Origin of the sequence: Neorhizobium puerariae (genome assembly GCF_042429745.1) — a bacterium.
Classification (GTDB): Bacteria; Pseudomonadota; Alphaproteobacteria; order Rhizobiales; family Rhizobiaceae; genus Neorhizobium; species Neorhizobium puerariae.
Genome location: NZ_JBHMAA010000036.1, coordinates 55,909 through 71,803, shown reverse-complemented (window position 1 = coordinate 71,803; position 15,895 = coordinate 55,909). Strand labels below are relative to the sequence as shown.

At 63.7% G+C, this 15,895-nt stretch carries 13 protein-coding genes; 8 read left to right on the top strand and 5 right to left on the bottom strand.

The annotated features are described in order from the left end of the window. Positions 1–251 precede the first annotated feature (251 nt). A complete protein-coding gene (locus ACFFP0_RS27570; RefSeq protein ID WP_377265422.1) occupies positions 252–2,813 on the top strand; it encodes a methyl-accepting chemotaxis protein in 2,562 nt (853 codons plus the stop codon). A 95-nt stretch (positions 2,814–2,908) separates the two neighbouring features. On the opposite strand, the gene moaA is transcribed toward ACFFP0_RS27570, so the two are convergent. Further along, entirely contained in the window at positions 2,909–3,898 is a 990-nt protein-coding gene (moaA, locus tag ACFFP0_RS27565; protein ID WP_377265505.1) for a GTP 3',8-cyclase MoaA, read from the bottom strand. Positions 3,899–4,130: 232 nt separating this feature from the next. Between moaA and ACFFP0_RS27560 the strand changes: the two genes are divergently transcribed. Continuing rightward, positions 4,131–4,505 (top strand): gamma-butyrobetaine hydroxylase family protein, encoded by a 375-nt coding sequence (locus tag ACFFP0_RS27560; RefSeq protein WP_377265421.1) that lies wholly within the window; start codon positions 4,131–4,133, stop codon positions 4,503–4,505. 14 nt (positions 4,506–4,519) lie between these two features. Here ACFFP0_RS27560 and ACFFP0_RS27555 read toward each other — a convergent pair whose 3' ends face one another. Further along, positions 4,520–4,996: a MarR family winged helix-turn-helix transcriptional regulator gene (locus ACFFP0_RS27555; protein WP_377265420.1), complete on the bottom strand. Its 477-nt coding sequence runs from the start codon at positions 4,994–4,996 to the stop codon at positions 4,520–4,522. 47 nt (positions 4,997–5,043) lie between these two features. On the opposite strand from ACFFP0_RS27555, the gene ACFFP0_RS27550 reads away from it, so the two are divergent. After that, positions 5,044–5,970, top strand: coding sequence for an alpha/beta hydrolase (locus ACFFP0_RS27550; RefSeq protein WP_377265419.1), 927 nt, complete (start codon positions 5,044–5,046; stop codon positions 5,968–5,970). A 166-nt stretch (positions 5,971–6,136) separates the two neighbouring features. Beyond that, positions 6,137–6,745 carry a pyridoxamine 5'-phosphate oxidase family protein gene (locus tag ACFFP0_RS27545; RefSeq protein ID WP_377265418.1) on the top strand — a complete coding sequence of 203 codons (609 nt, stop codon included), beginning with the start codon at positions 6,137–6,139 and terminating at the stop codon, positions 6,743–6,745. Between the two features lie 35 nt (positions 6,746–6,780). On the opposite strand, the gene ACFFP0_RS27540 is transcribed toward ACFFP0_RS27545, so the two are convergent. Together ACFFP0_RS27540 and fumC are read right to left on the bottom strand one after the other, a co-directional pair. Continuing rightward, positions 6,781–7,851, bottom strand: a complete 1,071-nt coding sequence (locus ACFFP0_RS27540) for a GGDEF domain-containing protein (RefSeq protein WP_377265417.1) — start codon at positions 7,849–7,851, stop codon at positions 6,781–6,783. 296 nt (positions 7,852–8,147) lie between these two features. Continuing rightward, positions 8,148–9,539, bottom strand: a complete 1,392-nt coding sequence (gene fumC / locus ACFFP0_RS27535) for a class II fumarate hydratase (protein WP_377265416.1) — start codon at positions 9,537–9,539, stop codon at positions 8,148–8,150. A 380-nt stretch (positions 9,540–9,919) separates the two neighbouring features. Here fumC and ACFFP0_RS27530 point away from each other — a divergent pair, with 380 nt between their 5' ends. Next, positions 9,920–11,863 carry a L,D-transpeptidase family protein gene (locus tag ACFFP0_RS27530; protein WP_377265415.1) on the top strand — a complete coding sequence of 648 codons (1,944 nt, stop codon included), beginning with the start codon at positions 9,920–9,922 and terminating at the stop codon, positions 11,861–11,863. Positions 11,864–11,963: 100 nt separating this feature from the next. On the opposite strand, the gene ACFFP0_RS27525 is transcribed toward ACFFP0_RS27530, so the two are convergent. Next, on the bottom strand, positions 11,964–12,665 hold the full coding sequence (locus ACFFP0_RS27525) for an HAD family hydrolase (RefSeq protein WP_377265414.1): 702 nt from the start codon (positions 12,663–12,665) through the stop codon (positions 11,964–11,966). Positions 12,666–12,846: 181 nt separating this feature from the next. Here ACFFP0_RS27525 and rpiA point away from each other — a divergent pair, with 181 nt between their 5' ends. The 3 genes from rpiA (at position 12,847) to gor (ending at position 15,761) form a co-directional block, all read left to right on the top strand. After that, the gene (gene rpiA, locus ACFFP0_RS27520; RefSeq protein ID WP_377265413.1) at positions 12,847–13,545 is read left to right on the top strand and encodes a ribose-5-phosphate isomerase RpiA; all 699 of its coding nucleotides are present in this window, start codon (positions 12,847–12,849) and stop codon (positions 13,543–13,545) included. Positions 13,546–13,582: 37 nt separating this feature from the next. After that, complete coding sequence (locus tag ACFFP0_RS27515) at positions 13,583–14,257, top strand: DUF2059 domain-containing protein (protein ID WP_377265412.1); 675 nt, start codon at positions 13,583–13,585, stop codon at positions 14,255–14,257. 115 nt (positions 14,258–14,372) lie between these two features. Further along, complete coding sequence (gene gor, locus ACFFP0_RS27510) at positions 14,373–15,761, top strand: glutathione-disulfide reductase (RefSeq protein WP_377265411.1); 1,389 nt, start codon at positions 14,373–14,375, stop codon at positions 15,759–15,761. Positions 15,762–15,895: the final 134 nt, after the last annotated feature.

Below are 15,895 nucleotides of genomic sequence, written 5' to 3'. Positions count from 1 at the left end.
CTTAAAGCAACGGCTTACCCGTCGCCAGTCCGTTTGCGTTCCTCGCGGTACTCTTTTGGGTAGAGGCCGTGGGTGCCCTGCATGCAAAAAGATGTGACGGGGTGAATTATAAGGGTCCCGGATTAACCCTTGTTCAACCGAATTTGACGACTCTGCGTTGCATCAGTTCCCGCATGAGGCCGGAATCGTGCCGTTGCCATCGCGAATGTCTTGAGACGCGAATCCGGCGCATGGTTTGCCGTGGGGGAAAAATGTCGTTCATAGATCGTCTTCTTCAAAGCCGCAGGATTGTCACCAAGGTCCTTCTTTTCGTCGTTCCGCTGGTCCTCCTGATCGCGGGCGTCGGCCTTGCCGGCTACTACACTGCGAGCATGCTGAACGGCCACATGACCGTGACGCGCGCGACGATCGAGAACATCGGCGATTTCGAGAATCTCCAGGCGGGGCTGCAGGAATTCACGGACAGGCCGGACGAGACGTCGCTCGCCGCCTTGAGGGCCGGCATCGACAGGCAGCGGAACGGCGTGAAGACGCTTGAAGGGCTGCTCGTCGGCGATGGCGATCGCGAGCGCATCGCGGCGGTTGCCGGCCTCGCGCCAAAGCTCGGCGCGGACGTCGACACGCTCTGGGCCGTCAAGCAGAAGCGCGACCGGAACGCCTCGGCGCTGGATCGAAACATCGACGATATCCGCGCCGTTGCAACCGGCGTTTCCGACCAGGTCGCCAACGTCCGCAAGCAGTTCGAAGGCAAGGAGAAATTCGCCAAGGGCATGGTGCTCGAAGCCTATGCCTACAAGGCGATCGCCGAACAGATCGGCGAGCTTCGCAATTCCGTCCGCGCGACCGGTACGGACGACGGGGCCATCAGCACCGCGGACATGTATCTCGGCATACTGGCGAAGACCTTCGAGGAGGTGCAGTCCTTCCTGACGCCGAGCGGGGCCAAGCAGCTCGTGCCGATCCACGATGCGATCGATGGACTGGCCGCTCTTCTGAAGAGCGACCAGCCCGTGCCCCAGAAGGCGCAGGCGATCAGGATCGCCGCCAGCGGTTTCATGAAATACCAGGCCGATATGGAGAAGGAAGTCACCAACAAGGCGGGCAATGCGGCGTCGCGTTTCGCAAATATCGAGAGCGAGGTGACCACGCTGCGCACGCTCCTCGACCGCAGCGCGGAATCGCTGCGTCTCATCGACGCCATACAGCTCCATGTCGAGCGCCTGCGCGCCACCCAGACGGAAGAGGCGCGCAAGGTCGTTCTGGAGGCGATGGCAAAGCTCGGCCAGGCGAGCGCGGAGGTTTCCGAACTTGCCCGCAACCCGGCCATGCGTGAATTCGCGCCGCAACTGCAGCCGCGACTGGCATCCATGGAGAAGGAGACGGCCCAGCTCCTGGCGATCGCCGACGAGTGGAGGAAGGCGCGCGCAACCGCCGCCGAAACCCTGACGGCCGGCATGGCGGGGCTGAAGAACTTCGTCGCCCAGGCCCAGGAAGTCGGCAAGGAAGACAGCGAACGCTCCGCCCGGTTTTCGATCGTCGCCATGGTGGCCGGCACGCTGCTCGCCATCGTCGGCGGCCTGATGCTGGTCGAAACCCTGCGCGGCCCGTTGCGCCGCGTCACCGAGGTCATGAAGCGGCTCGCCGCCGGCGATCTGGAGGTGAAGATCGAAGGCCGCGAACGGGGTGACGAAATCGGCGACATGGTCCGGTCGGTGACCGTCTTCCGCGATGCGGCGCTGGAGAATGTCCGCCTGGAGGAGGAAGCCGCCGCGGCCCGCGAGCTTTCAGGCGCCGAGGCGGAACGTCGCGCTGCCGAGCGCGCCCGCATCGCCGCCGAACAGCGCCAGGCGCTCACCGCGCTTTCCGAGGTGCTCGGCAAGCTGGCCGAGGGCGACCTCGAACGCGGCATGGACGAGAACATGCCGGAGGATTTCGTCGAAATGGCGCGCACCTACAATCAGGCCGTGGAGACCCTTCGCGCGACCCTGGCCGATGTCCGCTCCACGGCGGACGAGATCGACGGCGGCACGGGCAATCTCGCATCCTCGGCGGACGATCTGGCCCGCCGCACCGAGCAGCAGGCCGCGGCGCTTGAGGAAAGCTCGCGGGCGCTGCGGCATCTCGGCGAGATCGTCCGTTCGACGGCCGAAAGCGCGAGGCAGACCTCGATCTCCGTCAACGAGACGGAGGAATTCGCGGTCCGTTCCGGTGATGTCGTGGCCCGCGCGGTCGACGCCATGGGCGAAATCAGCCGTTCGTCCGAGAAGATCGCGACGATCATCGGCGTGATCGACGAAATCGCCTTCCAGACCAACCTGCTGGCGCTGAATGCCGGTGTCGAGGCGGCGCGCGCGGGCGAGGCGGGGCGCGGCTTCGCGGTCGTCGCCCAGGAAGTCCGCGAACTGGCGCAGCGCTGCGCCGGCGCGGCGCGCGAGATCAAGGGGCTCATTTCAGTCAGCTCGACGCAGGTCAGCAGCGGCGTGCATCTCGTAGAAGAGACCGGTTCGGCGCTGACCGCGATCATCTCGCACATCACCGATGTCCGCAAACTGGTCGCCGAGATTTCCGCCGCCACCGGAGAGCAGTCGACGGGCATCAACGAGGTGACCCGCGCCGTGCAGGAAGTGGAACTCATCACCCAGCGCAACGCGGCCATGGTCGAGGAGAACAATGCCGAGATCCATGGCCTGCGGCGGCGTGTCGAGACCCTGTCGGAGAAGATCGAGCGCTTCAAGACGCGCGACCCCCGCGTCTCGTTCCACGCCGGCGCCGGCGAGCGCCGCGCGGACCGGCGTCGCAGCGACGCGGCTTAGGGCCTTTCAGAGGCGAATTGAAACGTTCTGTGGAGCGAACCCGCTCCGGCGGACGGTCTGCGACCCGCAGTGATGGGGACCCGCAGCGATGGCGTTCAGCCGCCCGTGACGCTCATGTGGCGGGCGACGGCAGGTTTCTTGTGAGTACGGTCGATGATGAAGTCGTGCCCCTTCGGCTTGCGCAGGATGGCCTCGTCGATCGCGGCATGGAGGTAGTCGTCGCTTTCGGAGGCGCGCAGCGCCGTGCGCAGGTCGGCGGCGTCGTTCTGGCCGAGGCACATGTAGAGCGTGCCGGTGCAGGTGAGCCGCACCCGGTTGCAGCTCTCGCAGAAATTATGTGTCATCGGCGTGATGAAGCCGAGCCGTCCGTCGGTCTCCTTGACCTCGACATAGCGGGCCGGGCCGCCGGTCTTGTAGGGGATGTCGACGAGCGTGAACCGCTCCTCGAGATCGGCCCGCAGCCTGGAAAGCGGCAGATACTGGTCGGTGCGGTCCTCTTCGATCTCGCCCATCGGCATGGTCTCGATCACCGTCAGGTCCATGCCCCGGCCGTGTGCGAAGCGGATCATGTCCGGGATTTCCGCCGCGTTGATGTCCTTGAGGGCCACGGCGTTGAGCTTGATCTTCAGGCCTGCCTTCTGGGCGGCGTCAATGCCCTGCATGACCTTGTCGAAATCGCCCCAGCGGGTGATCGCCTTGAATTTCGCAGGGTCGAGCGTGTCGAGCGAGACGTTGATGCGCCGGACGCCGCAATCGTGGAGCTCGCCGGCATAGCGTGCAAGCTGCGAGCCGTTGGTGGTGACCGTGAGTTCGTCCAGCGCGCCGGACTGGATATGCCGGCCGAGCTCGCGCACGAGGAACATGATGTTCTTGCGCACCAGCGGTTCGCCGCCCGTCAGGCGGATCTTGCGGACGCCCTTGGAAATGAAGGCGGAACAGAGCCGGTTGAGCTCTTCCAGCGTGAGCAGGTCCTTCTTCGGCAGGAAGGTCATGTTTTCCGCCATGCAATAGGTGCAGCGGAAATCGCACCGGTCGGTGACGGATACGCGCAGATAGGAGACGGAACGGCCGAACGGATCGATCATCGGCGCCTTGCCGGCGACCAATGGGGCTGCACCTCCAACCAGTCCTGCGAAACCGTTCACGTCGTGATCTCCCTTTACCCGAAAATGGGGATTCCGAGCTTTTCGGTCAAGTGTATGACAGTCTGTCCAGCAAGAACAGGGACCGGCGCAAAACAGCTTGCGGCAAATCGTCGAAGCCCATAATCCTCGGCTGGGCATATGACTGGGTATGCGACAATGCGGAGGCTTCATCATGAGCGATATCTGGCCGACGGAACTCAGGGTCTCCAGGGACCGCCGCACGCTCGACGTCACCTTCACTGACGGCAAGGCCTTCTCGCTGCCTGCCGAGATCATGCGGGTTCTTTCGCCGTCCGCGGAAGTGCAGGGCCACGGTCCCGGCCAGAAGGTGACCGTGGCCGGCAAGCGGAATGTCGGCATCCGGGCGATCACGCCGACCGGCAACTATGCGGTGCGGATCGCTTTCGACGACGGCCATGACAGCGGCATCTTCACCTGGTCCTATCTGCGCGAACTGGGCGAACGCGGCGGGGAGCTGCTTGCCGATTATGAGCGGGAGCTTCGGGAAAAAGGCCTGAGCCGCGATCCGCCGCAACGGGCGAGATAGGTCCGGCAACCGCGTCAGGCCGATTCGCTTTCCTCGACATTCTCCGCCTGCAGGGCGAGGATGATCTTTTCCATGGACTCGGCCAGCGCATGGCATTGCTCGATCGGGGTCGAGGAGAGCGTCCGTTCGATGAGCGCGGTCTGGATCGACATTGCGTCCTCGGCGATTGTCCGGCCCTCCGGCGTCAGGTGGAGGCGCAGCACGCGCTTGTCCTTCGCGTCGCCGCGCCTTTCGATCAGGCCACGTTTTTCCATCTGCGGCAGCGTCATGCTCATGTTGGAGCGGCCGACGAGCAGCTTGCGCGCCAGTTCCTGCTGCGAAATGCCTTCGAAACGATAGAGGTTGACGAGAATGTCGAGATGCGGCGGCTTGATGTCCAGCTCCGCGAGCTCGCGCGTCAGCACGGTCTGCATGAGCTGGCAGGCGCGCGCCACGGCGATCCAGCTTCGAAAACGTGGATGATCCCAGGGGAGGGATTGATTTTTGTTCATAGTTGTACTTTATTGTTCAATATTGAACATTATGGGATTTCCCCACTATGCCATCCTTTGCACGCAACGTCATCCGTTTCGCCTTTGCCTCCATGGGCGGGCCCTTTCCCGCAACCTCCGCGAAGCTTGCCTTCGCGCTCTTCTGCCGCACGCCGTCGCGCCGGCCCAGGGGCGAGAAGGCGAGGGTGGCTGAAGCGGAAGGCCGAAAACGGCTCGCCGCGGCCGAAAGGGTGCCGTTTCAGGCCGGCCGGTCGACGGTCATGGCCTATCGCTTCAATGGCGATGGAAAGCCGGGACGGCCGAGATATCTGGTGGTGCATGGCTGGGGTTCCAGCGCCGCCTATGTTTCCGCGCTGCCGGCAGGGCTTGCCGAGGCGGGAGCCGAGGTCGTGGTGCTCGACCTTCCCGGCCACGGGCTTTCCAGCGGCCGCAGCCTCAACATGCGCCAGGCGGTGGAAGCGGTGGTGGAGGCGGAACGGCGCTTCGGCCGGTTCGATGCGGCGATAGGCCATTCCTTCGGCGGAGCGACCATGATGCTGGCGGCCGGCGGCGTCATGAAGGGGACGGGCGCGATCACGCCGGACAAGCTGGTGATCATCGGCTCGCCGAGCCATATCCATTGGCTTTTCGACGATTTTTCGCGGATGGTCGGCCTCTCGCCGCGCGTCAAGGCGCGATTGATCCGGCTGGCCGAGCAGGTGACCGGCGCATCGCTCGACGATTTCGATACGGTCCGCAGCGCAGCGCAGACCGGAACACCCGTGCTGGTCGTGCATGCGGAGGACGACAAGGAGGTCGCGGCCGACCATGCCCGTCGTTTCGACGGCCTGGAAACCGCGCGTCTGCACTGGGCGAACGGGCTTGGTCATCGCCGCATCGTCAGCGACCGCGGCGTGATCGAAACGATCGCCGCTTTCCTGGGGGAGGAGGCCCGGCCGGCCCACGGGGTATCGGACGGCGACGCGGCCGCTTGATCGGCGAAACCCGTCATCATACTGTCACCCGCACCGGTTAGCGCCGTGCGTCCGAACGGACGCACAAGGACACTGGCCTGTTGACGCTGCGCATCGCGCTTTCCGAAAGTCGATGGCGATTTTCGGGCCGGTGTCGCCGCACCGGGCCGATTTGCGGGGACGAGCCATGACCATCATCACATCCGTCGAGGAACTGAAGGCCATCTACGATGGCGTATCCGAGGCATCGCTCGTCAAGGTGACCAGGGTGCTGACGCCGGAATACCGGCAGATGATCGAGGCCTCGCCCTTCGTGGCGCTTGCGACCGTCGGGCCGGAGGGGCTGGATTGTTCACCACGTGGCGACCTGGGCGGAGCGGTGCGCATCCGGGACGAAGCGACGCTGCTCCTGCCGGACTGGCGCGGCAACAACCGGATCGATTCGCTTCTCAACATCGTCCGCGACCCGCGTGTGGCGCTGATGTTCCTGGTCCCCGGCTCGAATACGGCCATGCGCATCAACGGCCGCGCCGTGGTCTCCGTCGAACCGACGCTGCTGGAAAGCTTCGAGATGGACGGAAAACATCCGCGCAGCGTGACCGTCATCACCATCGGCGAGGTCTACTTCCAGTGCGCCCGGGCGCTGATGCGCGCCGAACTCTGGAATCCCGAGCGGTTCGTCGATCCGAAGAGCCTGCCGACCCCCGGGACGCTTCTGAAGGCGGCCAAGGCCGATTTCGACAAGGAATCCTACGACCGCGAATGGCCGGACCGCGCCGCCAGAACCATGTGGTGAACCAGGCGGCGTCGAACCGGCATCCGGATGGCGCCTTATTTCTGGTAGATCAGCCAGCCCTTGCCGATATAGTCCTTCCGCATGCCGTCCTCGAAGAAGACCGTTCGATTGCGGCCGGCATTCTTGGCGTGATAGAGCGCGGTATCGGAATTGGCGTAGAGTTCACCCGGGTCCTCCGCCTGCGATCCCATGGCGAAGCCGAGCGAAATGGTGATCGGACCATATTCGATGCCGGAGCGCGAATTGCGGAAGGTGCGGGTTTCCAGTGCGCGGCGGACCCGCTCGCAGATGATCAGTACCTCTTCGGGCGTATTGCCTTCGACGATCATCGCGAATTCCTCGCCGCCGGAGCGTGCGACGAAGATCTCCTTGCGGACGTTCGAGCGGATCACGGAGGCGACGGTGGCGAGGATCTTGTCGCCGACCGGATGGCCGAAGCTGTCGTTGATCTTCTTGAAATTGTCGATATCCGCCAGCACCAGGGCGGTCAGCGGCAGGACGGCGGAATTGTTGTAGACCCCCGCCAGCCGCTCGTCGAAAGCACGCCGGTTGGCGATGCGCGTCAGCGAGTCCGTGTTGGCGATGCGCTTGTATTCGTCGAGTTCCCTGCGGACCTGATCCATTTCCTGAGATCGCTGCTCGACGCCGCCGGCGGTCTTCTCGCCATGGGCAAGGGTCGTGCCCGTCGCCTCGCTGAGGAGCGAAATGGCGTTGCTCAGAAGCTCGGACGAGAAATTGCTCTTGGAGTTGATCCTCTGTGCGGTCTCTCCGAGCAGCTTGCTGTAGCTCTGCAGCGAATTCTGCTCCTGGCGCAGGATCTTGAGAAGCGAATCGAGCTCGCCCAGGATTCTGGTATGCGCATTCTCGATGACCGTTGCCTGGCCGGTTCCCACGTGCCGATGGGAGAGTTCGTCCAGTTCTTCCTGGTTCGCCCGGTTTCCGAGCGCCGCCAGATCCCGGGTCAGGTCCGGATTGGAGCCGATATAGGCTTCGTAGAAGAGTTGATAGTTGCGCGGGATCGGCGCGACGCCCATCAATCGCACCGCATAGATGATCTGACTGATCAGATCGCTAGGTTGCGCCTTCGGCGCCGCTGCCGTCGTCATCGACGATCCCCACTCAATCCCGCCCATAATGTAATTAAGTGAATTAGTATGTGAAAAATATTGGAAAAGAATTAAGGGGTGGACGGTGGGGAGCTTGTTCTCAATTTTATTTTGTATCCGGGAAATAACTGATTTCCCTCAAAAATAATGGGTTTCCCGAGACTGGTCCGGCAGGCCGGAAAGCTGGCGGGGCAGGTATGAAGTTACCGGAATTAATGGCATTTTATGTATGCGAATAAGAAAAGCCCCGCTTTTTGAGGACGGGGCTTTTCTGTTCTCTTCCGGAAGCGGCCTGTTTATTTCGGGCCGATCATGTTCTCCGGGCGGACGTACCGGTCGAATTCTTCATTCGTCAGGTATCCGCCGCCGACCGCTTCCTCGCGGAGCGTCGTGCCGTTCTTGTGGGCGGTCTTGGCGATCTTGGCGCAGATGTCGTAGCCGAGCTTCGTGTTGAGCGCGGTAACCAGCATCAGCGAATTCTCGACGCCGTGCTTGATGTTGTCCTCGCGCGCCTCGATGCCGACCACGCAATTGTCGGTGAAGGAGACGGCGGCGTCGCCGAGAAGCTGGACCGACTGCAGGAAGTTGTAGGCCATCATCGGATTGTAGACGTTGAGCTCGAAATGGCCCTGGCTGCCGGCGAAGGTCAGTGCCGCATGGTTGCCGAAGATATGGGCGCAGACCTGGGTGAGGGCCTCCGACTGGGTCGGGTTCACCTTGCCCGGCATGATCGACGAGCCCGGCTCGTTTTCCGGCAGGGAGAGTTCGCCGAGGCCGGCGCGCGGACCCGAGCCGAGGAAGCGGATGTCGTTGGCGATCTTGAAGAGGGCGGCTGCGGCTGCGTTGACCGCGCCGTGGGCGAAGACCATTGAGTCGTGCGAGGCGAGCGCCTCGAACTTGTTCGGGGCGGTCACGAAGGGCAGGCCGGTGATCTTCGAGATTTCCGCGGCGACCTTTTCCGCAAAGCCGACCGGCGCGTTGAGGCCCGTGCCGACGGCGGTGCCGCCCTGGGCGAGCTTCGAAAGCGCCGGCAGCGTCAGTTCGATATTGGCGATCGCCGAGCCGACCTGCGCCGCATAGCCGGAAAACTCCTGGCCGAGCGTCAGCGGGGTCGCATCCTGGGTGTGCGTGCGGCCGATCTTGATGATGTGGGCAAATGCCTTGACCTTCACCTCCAGCGCTTCGTGCAGGTGCTTCAGCGAGGGGATGAGATGGCGGACGATCTGTTCGACGCAGGCGATGTGCATGGCCGTCGGATAGGTGTCGTTCGACGACTGGCTCATGTTGACGTGATCGTTCGGATGCACCGGCTTCTTGGAGCCCATGACGCCGCCGAGCATTTCGATCGCCCGGTTGGAGATCACCTCGTTGGCGTTCATGTTCGACTGGGTGCCGGAGCCGGTCTGCCAGACGACGAGCGGGAAATGGTCGTTGAGCTTGCCGTCGATGACTTCCTGCGCCGCTTCGACGATCACCTTGCCGAGAGCCGGATCGAGGCCGCCGAGTTCCATGTTGGCGCGGGCCGCGGCCTGCTTGACGATGCCCAGCGCACGGACGATGGCGAGCGGCTGCTTTTCCCAGCCGATCTTGAAATTGCCGAGCGAGCGCTGCGCCTGGGCGCCCCAATAACGGTCGCTCGCCACTTCGATCGGGCCAAACGTATCGGTTTCGGTGCGGGTCGTTGCCATTTTCGCTGCCTCTGTCTCATCTTGGTCGCTGCCGGTCAGGCGGCCGACGGCGCGTTTTTCGCGCAAATGCCGGCCGGCGGCATTACTATACGATTGTCCTGCGTCCGCAAGACGGCGTGTCGCGCTTTCGATGCGACTTTGGGCGTGCCTTTTATGACACGGGCCGGAGATTTGTTCGCAATGCCCCATGAGATGACTTTGCGGGCAGGGCGCGGCGTCAGTAAAAATTTAACCAATAATTTCTTAACCTTCCACGCGCGCTTCGACAGTCTTTTCCAGCGGGCGTAAACCGGGCGGAATAGTCAGGCGTTTCTTTCCATCCCTTACGCGATCGGTTAGATGGCGTGGTATATTTTCGAGCCCGCGAATGAAGAGGCGGGATGCAGGTGACGGGGACGACATTGCAGCACAAACACAAGAAAATTTCGATCGCACTGGCGTTGGTGTCGGGCATTTCGATCTTCACCGGAGCGGCGGTTCCCGCCCATGCGATCACCCTTCTGGACATCCTGCGCGGCGGCCCCGGCGCCGGCAAGCCCCGGCAGGCCGATAACGGCCTTCCGGGCGTGGAGACTGGCCGCGGCGGTGCGCCGAGCGAGCGGAGTCTTGCCGATCCGGAGCCGCTGCCGAAGGTCTCCGGCCCCCGATACTATACATACAAGCCCGACGCCGGGCGCGTCGTGAAGACGGCGGGCTTCGCGGCGGCGTCCGCGACGGACGGCGCAAGGCTTCTGGCCGGGGCGAAGGTTTCCGCGCCGGCGGAGGTCGCCGCCGCTCTGGAAGCCTTCTACAACAAGTCGGCCGAACCCGTCTGGGTTTCCGATGGCGATGTCAACGAGAAGGCGAGGGGCGTGCTGGCGCTCTTCGAACGGGCTGGCGAATACGGCCTCGACCCCGCGGACTACCTGCTTCCCGTTCCGTCGCTGACGACCGCAAGCGTCGTGCCGCCTGCCGATCCTGCCGCGCCGGTGGAGGCCGGTTCCGCCGCGACCGCTGCTTCGTCCTCCCCGGCGGATTCCCATGACCGCGACCTGATGCAGTTCGAGCTGGCGCTGTCCGGAAAGGTGCTGATGTTCTCGGCGGACATGATGCGCGGCCGCATCGATCCGAACGGCGTTTCCGGCTACCACGATTTCAAGCGCAAGGACGTCAAGCTTTCCCTGGTCCTGCCATTCGCCAAGGACGGGCCGGATGCCGCCGCCTATCTGGAGGGCCTCGCCCCGAAGAGCGCGCAGTTCCAGGCGCTGAAGGCTGAGCTTGCGAAGCTGCGCGCCGAAGCCGTCGACAATGGGCCGCAGGTCTCCCTGCCGGGCGATCTTCTATTGAAGCCCGGCAAGAGCAGCCCGGACATGGCCAATGTCATCGGCGCGATCCAGCATGTCGGTTCGGAAGCATTGAAGACCAGGCATGCGGCCACGTTCGCGGCCTACCAGCAGACGCCGGATTATACGCCGGACCTCGTCGAGGTGGTGAAATCCTTCCAGGCCGAGGTCGGCCTCAAGCCTGACGGCGTGATCGGCGCCGCCACCGTCCGCAAGATGGTCGGCCACACGTCGCAGGACAAGATCGAGAAGCTGGTCATCGCCATGGAGCAGGCGCGCTGGCTGCCGGACGATCTCGGAAACCGCTACGTCTTCATCAACCAGCCGGCCTTCACCGTCTATTATCACGATCACGGCGCGGAGCAGTTCTCCATGCGCGTGGTCGTCGGCTCCAAGTCGAACCAGACCTATTTCTTCCAGGACGAGATCGAAACCGTCGAGTTCAATCCCTACTGGGGCGTGCCCCAGTCGATCATCATCAACGAGATGCTGCCGCGCCTGCGCCAGGACCCGAGCTATCTCGACCGGCTGGGCTACGAGGTTTCGGTCAACGGCCGCGCCGTTTCGTCGAGCAGCGTCAACTGGTACGGTTCGACCCAGAACGTTTCGGTGCGCCAGCCGCCGTCGAGCGACAACGCTCTCGGCGATCTGAAGATCCTCTTCCCGAACAGCCATGCGATCTACATGCACGACACTCCGTCGAAGAATTTCTTCCAGCGCGACATGCGCGCGCTGAGCCACGGCTGCGTGCGGCTTGCCGAGCCCCGCAAGATGGCGGCCGCGGTGCTTGGCACGACGATCGACGACGTGAACGCCCGTATCGCCGACGGCCAGAACGTCGCGGCCAAGGTGCCGGTCAAGATCCCGGTCTATGTCTCCTATTTCACCGCCTGGCCGGACAAGGACGGGAAGGTCGAATATTTCGACGATGTCTACGGCCGCGACGCCGCGATGGCGAAGGCTTTCCAGGCGACGACGAAGGTCCGCTCCGCCCAAAGCTGACGCAGGCGCAAGATCAAAGGAAAAGGCGGCCGGGGGCCGCCTTTTTTGCATCCGAACGGGACTCGGGCTCCGGCAGGGCCGGGTCCGGCGGCGCTCTCGATTATTTCGCCGTTGCGGCCTGTTTGGCGTCGAGGCCGATCAATGACTGCACCAGTTCCACGGTCAACTGGTCGTAGCCGCTGATGACATGGTCCGGGTTCAGCGTGTCGACCGAAACGTCGGAATATCCGAATGTCACGGCGACCGAGGGAACGCGGGCATTCTGGGCCGCGAGGATGTCGTTGACGCTGTCGCCGATCATCAGGCTCCGCGTAGGGTCGCATCCGGCCCGGTCGACCGTGCCGAGGATATGGCGCGCGTCCGGCTTGCGGACCGCGAAGGTGTCGCCGCAGGTTATCGTCGCGAACCGGTCGGCGAGGCCGAGTTTCTCAAGAAGCGGGATGGCGAGCTGGCCGATCTTGTTGGTGCAGATCGCGAGCCGCATGCCGGCGGTCTCCAGCCGGTCGAGGCATTCGACGACGCCGTCATAAGGGCGGCTCCTGCCGGGCATGTGAGCTCTGTAGTGCTCTATATAGCGGTCGAACAGCCGCTCGGCCGTCGGCTCGTCCAGCGGCACCTTCCGCAGTTCGAACGCGCGGTGGATCATCACGCGCACGCCCTGGCCTACGAGATAGGTCAGGTCCTCGAACGTGACGGGCGCAAGGCCGGCTGCCGCGATCGTGTGGTTGAGGCTGTCGATGAGGTCCGGCGCGGTGTCGATCAGCGTGCCGTCGAGATCGAAAATGACGAGGGGAGTGGTCAATGAAACCTCGCAAGCTCTGTCGGAATACGGACCCGGCTTAAGCAATCCGGCCGCCAAATGCAAATATGCGAGATTCGCGCCCTGAGCAAAACCCCGTCCCAAAACCGGTGAAGGGGACTTTCGTTTGCGGGAGGAGGCGTGTAAACAGCGGTTCGGCGAAACAGCGGGGAGCTTTTGGCGGATGGACGCCCGGGAAATGAAGGTCAAGGCGGCTGAGGCGGCGCTGGCATATGTCGAGGATGGTATGCGGCTCGGCATCGGCACCGGCTCGACCGCGGAGGAATTCGTAAGGCTCCTGGCCGAAAAGGTTCATGGGGGGCTTCGGGTCGAAGGCGTCCCGACGTCCGAACGCACGGCGAGGCTTTGCGTCGAACTCGGCATTCCGCTGAAGTCGCTCGACGAACTTCCCGAGCTCGACCTGACCATCGACGGCGCCGACGAGGTGGATGCCGGTCTGACCCTGATCAAGGGCGGCGGCGGCGCGCTCCTGCGCGAGAAGATCGTTGCCGCGGCGTCGAGCCGAATGATCGTTATTGCGGACGAAAGCAAGCTGGTCGCCACGCTCGGGGCCTTTCCGCTGCCGATCGAAATCAATCCCTTCGGCCAGGCGGCGACCCGCATCGCGATCGAAAAGGCTGCCGCGCGCCTGGGTCTGGGCGGTGAGCTGAAGCTGCGGAAATCCGGCGCCGATGTCTTCATGACGGATGGCGGCCACCATATTTTCGACGCATCTTTTGGCCGCATTCCTGATGCAGAGGCTCTCTCCGGGGAGCTGAATTCCATTCCCGGTGTCGTCGAACACGGGCTGTTCATCCATATGGCGTCCCTTGCGATCATTGCCGGCCCGGCTGGAGCGCAAACGCTCAAGGCGAAAGCATAAACGCTTCAAGGCGAAATAAATTAGGAGCAACCTACCCATGATCAGATTCGCGGTTCTCGGCCGTGCCGCCGCTCTGGCGATCCTCTTCTCTGGCGCTTGCACGATGTCGGCGCGTGCGCAGGAGGTTTCGGACGCCCAAATCGCCGCTGCACGGGAGGCGATCGCTGCGCTGAACGTCACGGATCGCTACGACAATATCCTGCCCAACCTGGCGGAACGCCTGAAGGCGCAGTTCATCCAGGCCTCCCCGAATTTCCAGGAGCAGATTTCGGGCGTCGTCGACGAGCAGGCGCTCACGCTTGCGCCGCGCCGCGCCGACCTGGAGAAGGAAGCTGCGACCATCTACGCCAAGACTTTCTCGATCGACGAATTGAAGGCGATCTCGACCTTCTTCAACACCGAGACCGGCAAGAAGCTGCTCAACAACCAGCCGCTTGTCACGCGCGAGCTTGTGAAGGCCGCAGAGATCTGGGCGAACGGCATTTCCCGCGACCTGACCAACCAGAGCAGCGAAAAGCTGCGCGGCATCATCGATGCGACCCCGATCCAGGCGCCCGTCGTCGATCCCGCCCCGGCTGAAGCGCAGACCGCGGCCCCGGCCGCTCCGGCGCCAGCGCCGGCGAAGCCCGCGGCGGCTCCCAAGCCTGCGGCGCCTGCCAAGCCGGCTGCTCCGGCAGCGAAGCCGGCTCCGGCCCCTGCGCCGAAGCCCTGATCGCGATACAGGTCAACAATTTTGTGAAAGCCCGGAGCGATCCGGGCTTTTCCTTTGCCGGCCCGAAACACTATATGAGGGCCAAGTCCCGCCGCCTGCCTGAAGGAGAAGTTCCATGACCGCCTATGACTACGATCTCTTTGTGATTGGCGGCGGTTCGGGCGGCGTGCGTGCGGGCCGCGTTGCCGCTTCGCTCGGCAAGCGGGTGGCGATCGCCGAAGAATACCGTTTCGGCGGCACCTGCGTCATTCGGGGATGCGTGCCGAAGAAGCTTTTCGTCTATGCCTCCCAATATGCCGAGCATTTCGAGGATGCCGCCGGTTACGGCTGGGATGTCGGCGAAAGCACCTTCGACTGGAAGAAGCTGATCGCCGCCAAGGACAAGGAGATCGCCCGTCTCGAAGGCCTCTATCGCCGCGGCCTGGAGAACAACGGTGCGGAAATTCTGGAAACCCGCGCGGAACTGGTCGATGCCCATACGGTCCGGCTCACGAAGACCGGCAAGACCGTGACGGCGGAGAAGATCGTCATCGCGACCGGCGGCTGGCCCAATCCGCATGCGGCGCTGCCGGGGCACGAGTTCTGCATCTCCTCCAACGAGGCTTTCGATCTGCCGGAACTGCCGCGCTCCATCCTGATCGCCGGCGGCGGCTACATCGCGGTCGAGTTCGCCAACATCTTCCATGGTCTCGGCGTCGACACGACGCTGATCTATCGCGGCAAGGAGATCCTGTCGCGTTTCGATCATGACCTGCGGCAGGGCCTGCACAGGGCGATGGTGGAAAAGGGTATCCGCATCGTTCTCACCGACGTGATCGAGGAGGTGACCAGGGCGGCAGCCGGCGGGCTTGTGGCGAAGACCCTGAACGGCGAGACCATTGCCGTCGACACGGTCATGCTGGCGCTCGGTCGCGATCCGAATACCCGTGGCCTGGGCCTGGAGGCTGCGGGCGTCGCGGTGAACGAACGCGGTGCGATCGTCGTCGACGAGTATTCGCGGACGAGCGTTCCGAACATCTATGCGCTGGGCGATGTCACCGACCGGGTGCAGCTGACGCCGGTCGCGATCCATGAGGCGATGTGCTTCATCGAGACCGAGTACAGGAATAACCCGACCGCGCCCGACCATCAATTGATCCCGACGGCCGTCTTTTCGCAGCCGGAGATCGGCACGGTCGGCCTGTCCGAGGAGGAGGCCGCCAGGCGCTATCCGGAACTCGAGATCTACCGGGCGGAATTCCGCCCCATGAAGGCGACGCTGTCCGGTCGCGCCGAGAAGATGATCATGAAGCTGGTCGTCGACGCGGCAAGCCGCAAGGTCGTGGGCGCGCATGTGCTCGGCCACGACGCCGGCGAGATGGCGCAGCTTCTGGGAATCTCGCTGAAGGCCGGCGTCACCAAGGATGATTTCGACCGTACCATGGCGGTTCATCCGACGGCGGCCGAGGAACTCGTCACCATGTACAATCCGAGCTATCGCGTCAGGAATGGCGAGCGCGTCTGAGGCCTGCGCCATCGGACGGCGCTGAAGGCTGCGATACGGCGAATCCGTGCTGCATGCGGGTGGGCAGGGCTGCTATACTGCGGCCCATGCCGGAACCGTCCCTCGGGCAGGGACCTGCGGTATCAAAGCGGACC

Bases quoted from the DNA above. Each gene is read 5' to 3' on its own strand.
- ACFFP0_RS27570 (WP_377265422.1), top strand. From the start codon at position 252: ATGTCGTTCATAGATCGTCTTCTTCAAAGCCGCAGGATTGTCACCAAG.
- moaA (WP_377265505.1), bottom strand. From the start codon at position 3,898: ATGATCGATCCGTTCGGCCGTTCCGTCTCCTATCTGCGCGTATCCGTC.
- ACFFP0_RS27560 (WP_377265421.1), top strand. From the start codon at position 4,131: ATGAGCGATATCTGGCCGACGGAACTCAGGGTCTCCAGGGACCGCCGC.
- ACFFP0_RS27555 (WP_377265420.1), bottom strand. From the start codon at position 4,996: ATGAACAAAAATCAATCCCTCCCCTGGGATCATCCACGTTTTCGAAGC.
- ACFFP0_RS27550 (WP_377265419.1), top strand. From the start codon at position 5,044: ATGCCATCCTTTGCACGCAACGTCATCCGTTTCGCCTTTGCCTCCATG.
- ACFFP0_RS27545 (WP_377265418.1), top strand. From the start codon at position 6,137: ATGACCATCATCACATCCGTCGAGGAACTGAAGGCCATCTACGATGGC.
- ACFFP0_RS27540 (WP_377265417.1), bottom strand. From the start codon at position 7,851: ATGACGACGGCAGCGGCGCCGAAGGCGCAACCTAGCGATCTGATCAGT.
- fumC (WP_377265416.1), bottom strand. From the start codon at position 9,539: ATGGCAACGACCCGCACCGAAACCGATACGTTTGGCCCGATCGAAGTG.
- ACFFP0_RS27530 (WP_377265415.1), top strand. From the start codon at position 9,920: ATGCAGGTGACGGGGACGACATTGCAGCACAAACACAAGAAAATTTCG.
- rpiA (WP_377265413.1), top strand. From the start codon at position 12,847: ATGGACGCCCGGGAAATGAAGGTCAAGGCGGCTGAGGCGGCGCTGGCA.
- ACFFP0_RS27515 (WP_377265412.1), top strand. From the start codon at position 13,583: ATGATCAGATTCGCGGTTCTCGGCCGTGCCGCCGCTCTGGCGATCCTC.
- gor (WP_377265411.1), top strand. From the start codon at position 14,373: ATGACCGCCTATGACTACGATCTCTTTGTGATTGGCGGCGGTTCGGGC.